General features: G+C 71.7%; 4 protein-coding genes. 3 read left to right on the top strand and 1 reads right to left on the bottom strand.

The genetic code is table 11. The annotated features are described in order from the left end of the window. The first annotated feature begins 169 nt into the window (after positions 1 to 169). The 3 genes from CCN33_RS11285 to CCN33_RS11295 all read left to right on the top strand — a co-directional run bounded on the left by CCN33_RS11285 (position 170) and on the right by CCN33_RS11295 (position 4,065). On the top strand, positions 170 to 1,633 hold the full coding sequence (locus CCN33_RS11285; protein ID WP_086693503.1) for a 3-hydroxybutyrate oligomer hydrolase family protein: 1,464 nt from the start codon (positions 170 to 172) through the stop codon (positions 1,631 to 1,633). A 298-nt stretch (positions 1,634 to 1,931) separates the two neighbouring features. Next, complete coding sequence (locus tag CCN33_RS11290) at positions 1,932 to 3,326, top strand: MFS transporter (protein ID WP_086693506.1); 1,395 nt, start codon at positions 1,932 to 1,934, stop codon at positions 3,324 to 3,326. A 223-nt stretch (positions 3,327 to 3,549) separates the two neighbouring features. Continuing rightward, positions 3,550 to 4,065: a DUF2231 domain-containing protein gene (locus CCN33_RS11295; RefSeq protein ID WP_086693504.1), complete on the top strand. Its 516-nt coding sequence runs from the start codon at positions 3,550 to 3,552 to the stop codon at positions 4,063 to 4,065. 97 nt (positions 4,066 to 4,162) lie between these two features. Here CCN33_RS11295 and CCN33_RS11300 read toward each other — a convergent pair whose 3' ends face one another. After that, a complete protein-coding gene (locus tag CCN33_RS11300) occupies positions 4,163 to 4,507 on the bottom strand; it encodes an NIPSNAP family protein (RefSeq protein ID WP_086693505.1) in 345 nt (114 codons plus the stop codon). Between the last annotated feature and the right edge of the window lie 236 nt (positions 4,508 to 4,743).

Genomic DNA, 4,743 nt, shown 5'->3' on the forward strand with positions numbered 1-4,743 from the left:
GCGCCGCCGGGGCCCGGCGGACCGCGACGCGGCCGTGAGGCGCCGGTGCGCCGCGAGCGCCTCACGCGCCGTGCCCCCGGACGCGCCCGTCCCCGGAACACCCGGGCCCCTCACGACCGCGCCCCACCACCCGGCTCGGCCGTATCCGACTCCTCACCGGAGGTCTCGCATGCTCCCCTCCCGTACCACCCTCCTCTCCCTCCGCGGCCGTCCCGCGAGACGCCGCGGGCTCCTGGCCGCGCTGTCGCTCGCGGCCTCCGCCTCGCTTCTTCCGGTGCCGGCCACCGCGGCGGCTTCAGCCACGGGTGACGGTGCACCGGTGGGTCGGTGCGCGGGCAGCGCCCTGCCCCGCGTACCGGGGGCCGCCCACCAGCAAGCCGTCTGCCTCGACGGGCTGACCACGGCCACGACCGCGGCCGCCGGCTACACCGACCCGGCCGACTACGCCGGGCTGACCCCCAGGGACCTGCCGACGCCCACGGGCGTGCCCGGCATCCAGATCGACGGCTACTTCCCCGACACCTCCACCACCAACACCAGCCACGGCTGGAACCACGACTCCCAGTTCGTCATCCGCCTTCCCGACCACTGGAACGGCGGACTCGTGGTCGCCGGCAGCCCCGGCAACCGGGAGCAGTACGCCAACGACAAGGCCGTCTCCGACTGGGTGCTCGCGCGCGGCTACGCCTACGCCGCCACCGACAAGGGCAACACCGGCCCCGCCTTCCACCGCGACGGCCGCCGGCCCGGCGACGCCATCGCCGAGTGGAACACCCGCCTCACCCAGCTCACGCGGGCCGCACGCCGGGTCGTGGCGGAGCGCTATCACCGGCCACCGGTCCGCACCATCGCCACCGGACTGTCCAACGGCGGCTACCTCGTGCGCTGGCAGCTGGAGAACCACCCCGAACTCTACGACGGCGGCGTCGACTGGGAAGGCACCCTCTGGCGCGCCGAGGGACCGCACCTGCTCACCTTCCTGCCGTCGGCCCTGCGGAACTACCCCCGGTACGCGGCGGGAGGCCCCGGCGCGCAGGCAGCCCTCGACGCCATGCACAAGGCCGGCTATCCGGCCGGCTCGGAGTTCCTGTGGCCCTCTCACCACGCGGTCTACTGGGATCTGACGCAGCGCATCTACCGGGAGGAGATCGACCCCGGCTACGACGGTGCGACCGAGGCGGGAACGCCGTTCTGCGCGCCAGGCACCCCGGCGTGCGACGCCGACTACGACTGGACGGCGCGGCCGCAGGCCGTGCACCGTGCCGTCGGCCGCATCGCCCTGACCGGCCGCATCGGCAAACCCCTCATCACCCTTCAGGGCACCCTGGACGTGCTGCTGCCGATCAGTCAGGACTCCGACGTCTACGCCCGTATGGTCCACCGGGCCGGGCGGGGCGCCCTGCTGCGCTACTACCGCATCGAGGACGGCACCCACACCGACGCTCTGGTGGACACCTTCCCGGACAAGCTCCGTCCCATGGTGCCGTGTCACCGTTCCGCCTTCACGGCGCTGGAGGGCTGGCTGACCGGAAGTCACCTTCCCCCGGGGGACCACACCGTGACCCGTCCGGCGGGAGCGGATCCCGCGACCCTGCTCACCGCCTGTCCGCTGGACCGGGAGAAGCGAAGCTGAACGGCACGGTCACCGCTGTGTCCTCCCACCCGGTCCGGTGGGCTCGTCCACGGCCACGCACGGCACCGGACCACACGACGTGGTCCGAGAGCCCACACATACGGCCATCGATGTAGTGGGCTCACACATAGATGTTCATGGCACACGGACTCTATGTTTCCGGCCATCACGCCTGTCGGCCGGCGTGCGGCTCTGCTTCTCCGACCGGTGGCCTGCGCACCTCCCGCGGCGCGGGCCACCTCGGACGCGGCACTCGGCACCGATCGACACGTCCCCGCAAGTGAAACTGGTGACCCTGATGAACGACACCCAGACCGCCGGACGAGCCGACCGCGGCAGCTCCGGCGGCATAGCCCGGATCGTCGGCGCGAGCCTGATCGGCACCACCATCGAGTGGTACGACTTCTTCCTCTACGGCTCGGCGGCCGCGCTGGTGTTCAACACGCTCTTCTTCCCCACGAGCGTCCCGCTCGTGGGCACGCTGATCGCCTTCATCACCTACGCGATCGGATTCGCCGCCCGCCCGCTGGGCGGTGTCGTCTTCGGGCACTTCGGCGACAAGGTCGGACGCAGGATGCTGCTCGTGGTCAGCCTGCTGATGATGGGGGGCGCCACCTTCGCCATGGGCCTGCTGCCCACCTACGACGCGATCGGCGTCGGCGCGCCGGTCCTGCTCACCCTGCTGCGTCTGGTCCAGGGCTTCGCGCTGGGCGGCGAGTGGGGCGGCGCGGTGCTGCTGGTCTCCGAGCACGGCGGCGACAAGCACCGCGGCTTCTGGGCCGCGTGGCCGCAGTCCGGGGCCCCCGGGGGCAACCTGCTGGCCACCGGCGTACTCGCGCTGCTGGCCGCCGTCCAGTCCGACGAGGCGTTCCGGTCCTGGGGCTGGCGTGTTCCCTTCCTGCTCTCCGGTGTCCTGGTGATGATCGGGCTGTGGATCCGCGTCTCGGTCAGCGAGTCCCCGGTCTTCCTGGAGGCGCGGGCCAAGGCGGAGGCGGAGGCGGCGCGAGGCGTCAAGGAACAGCCCCCGGTCGTGGAGGTGTTCCGCAGGAGCTGGCGCGGAGTCCTCGGGGCCATCGGCACCCGCTTCGGGGAGAACATCTCCTACTACGTCATCACCTCCTTCGTCCTCGTCTACGTGACGCAGCACCTGGACCTGTCCAAGAGCGTCGCGCTGAACGCCGTCCTGATCGGTTCGGCCGTGCACTTCTTCGCCATCCCGCTGTGGGGGGCACTGTCCGACCGCATCGGCCGCAGGCCGGTGACCCTGATCGGCTCGGCGGGCATGGCGGTGTGGGCGTTCGCCTTCTTCGGGCTGCTGGACACGAAGTCGTTCGGCGTGATCACGCTGGCGGTGACCGTGGGACTCCTTCTGCACGGCGCGATGTACGGGCCGCAGGCCGCCTTCATCTCGGAGATGTTCGACACCAAGGTCCGCTACTCCGGCGCCTCGATGGGTTCCCAGCTCGCCTCCATCGTCGCCGGAGCGCTGGCCCCGATCATCGCGGTCGAGCTGCTCAAGGATTTCGGCAGCTCCACGCCGATCGCGCTCTATGTGTCCGGGGCGGCCGTGATCACCACGCTCACTGTGGCGGTCCTGAAGGAGACCCGTGGCCGTGATCTGAGCCAGGTCGCATCCGGCCCGGCGGCGGTACCCGACGCGGCGGTGCCGGACAAGGCGGCGCAGGACGTCTGAGGCGCCCTGCGCGACGGACCCCGCCGGAGGGGGGCGACGTCCGTGGCGGACCCGCTGAGCGGCTCAGCCGCGCGAGGCTCGCCCGCCACGGTGCGGCGAACCGTGTGACGACTCCGACGCCCCGCAGGTGACGAACCCGTGGGCCGACCTGACTCAGAGGTGACTCAGAAGTTCCTGTGTCACAGTGCGCGGGCCCTGGACCCATCCCCCTGGAGACGACCCTGTGAGCCTCACTGTCATCAACGGACTGCCGGCGCACGTCCTGTTCGTGCACTTCGTCATCGTGCTCGTCCCTCTGAGCGCGCTGGCGCTGGTGATCTGCGCGGCCTGGCCCGCCGGCGCCCGGCGGCTGGGCCTGCTGCTTCCCGCGCTCGCGCTGGTGACGCTGGTGAGCGTACCGCTGGCCACGCACGCGGGAGAGTGGCTCGAAGCGCACGTGGAAGGCGACCCGCTGGTGCGCGAGCACGCCGAACTCGGCGACGGACTGCTGCCGTGGGTCGCCGGTCTCGTCGTGCTCGCGGCCGCGGTCTGGTGGATAGCCCGCCGCTCGGCACCCGCCGCGGGCGAGACGGCGGGCGCCCCCTGGGCACCCCCGGCCCTGTTGCGCGGTGCGCTCGCGGTCCTGTCCCTGGCCGTCGCGGCCGGCGCCGTGGTGGACGTCTACCGGATCGGCGACTCGGGCGCCAAGGCCGCCTGGCACGACAGCTTCTCCAAGACGGCGACCCGGGACGGCGGCTGACCGGACTCGGCACGCCCCGCCCTCGCGCTCGGATCCGATGGATCCGGCCGGTCAGGTACCGCACCTCCGGCGAGCCCGGCATGAGGAACGACGGGCCCTAGAGGTCCTGCCCCGGCTGTCCCGGCGGGTCGAGGTCGCCGGGAAGCACGGGGCGCATGAAGGTGCGCTCGTGGCGCAGCACACAGCCGCTGTCGTCGCGGATACGGTCCGCCTCGATGAACGCGGGGTCCCGGCCGAAGAGTTGCCGGTACTCCTCGTAGGCGGCCAGGCCGGGAAAAGTGAACAGGGCCAGAGCCTCGTCACTCGCGCCCTCCGCCGGCAGGAAGTAGCCGTGGTGCACGCTGCCGTGGGCCTGCACCAGTTCCATCCAACGTCGGCCGAACCGCTCGAAGGCCGCGATCTTCCGAGGGTCGATGGTGTACCGCACGACGCATGTGATCACGGGCCAAGGGTAGGGTCTTTCGTTTGGATCAGGCCGGATCAGGGAGCGGGGTCTGGTGCCGTGCGTCGCAAGGCGGAGGAGGGCGACATGGCGGAGCCATGGCAACCGACGACAACGCCGCGAGGCGCGGTGCCAGACCCCGCGAGCCCGGCAAGATCCAAACGAAAGACCCTAGGGGGTGTCTCGTCGGTCTTCGTGGATCAGCCCGCGGCGTCCGGTGCGGTACCTCGGCGTGC

The organism is Streptomyces recifensis, from assembly GCF_002154615.1.
Lineage (GTDB): Bacteria > Actinomycetota > Actinomycetes > Streptomycetales > Streptomycetaceae > Streptomyces > Streptomyces griseoluteus.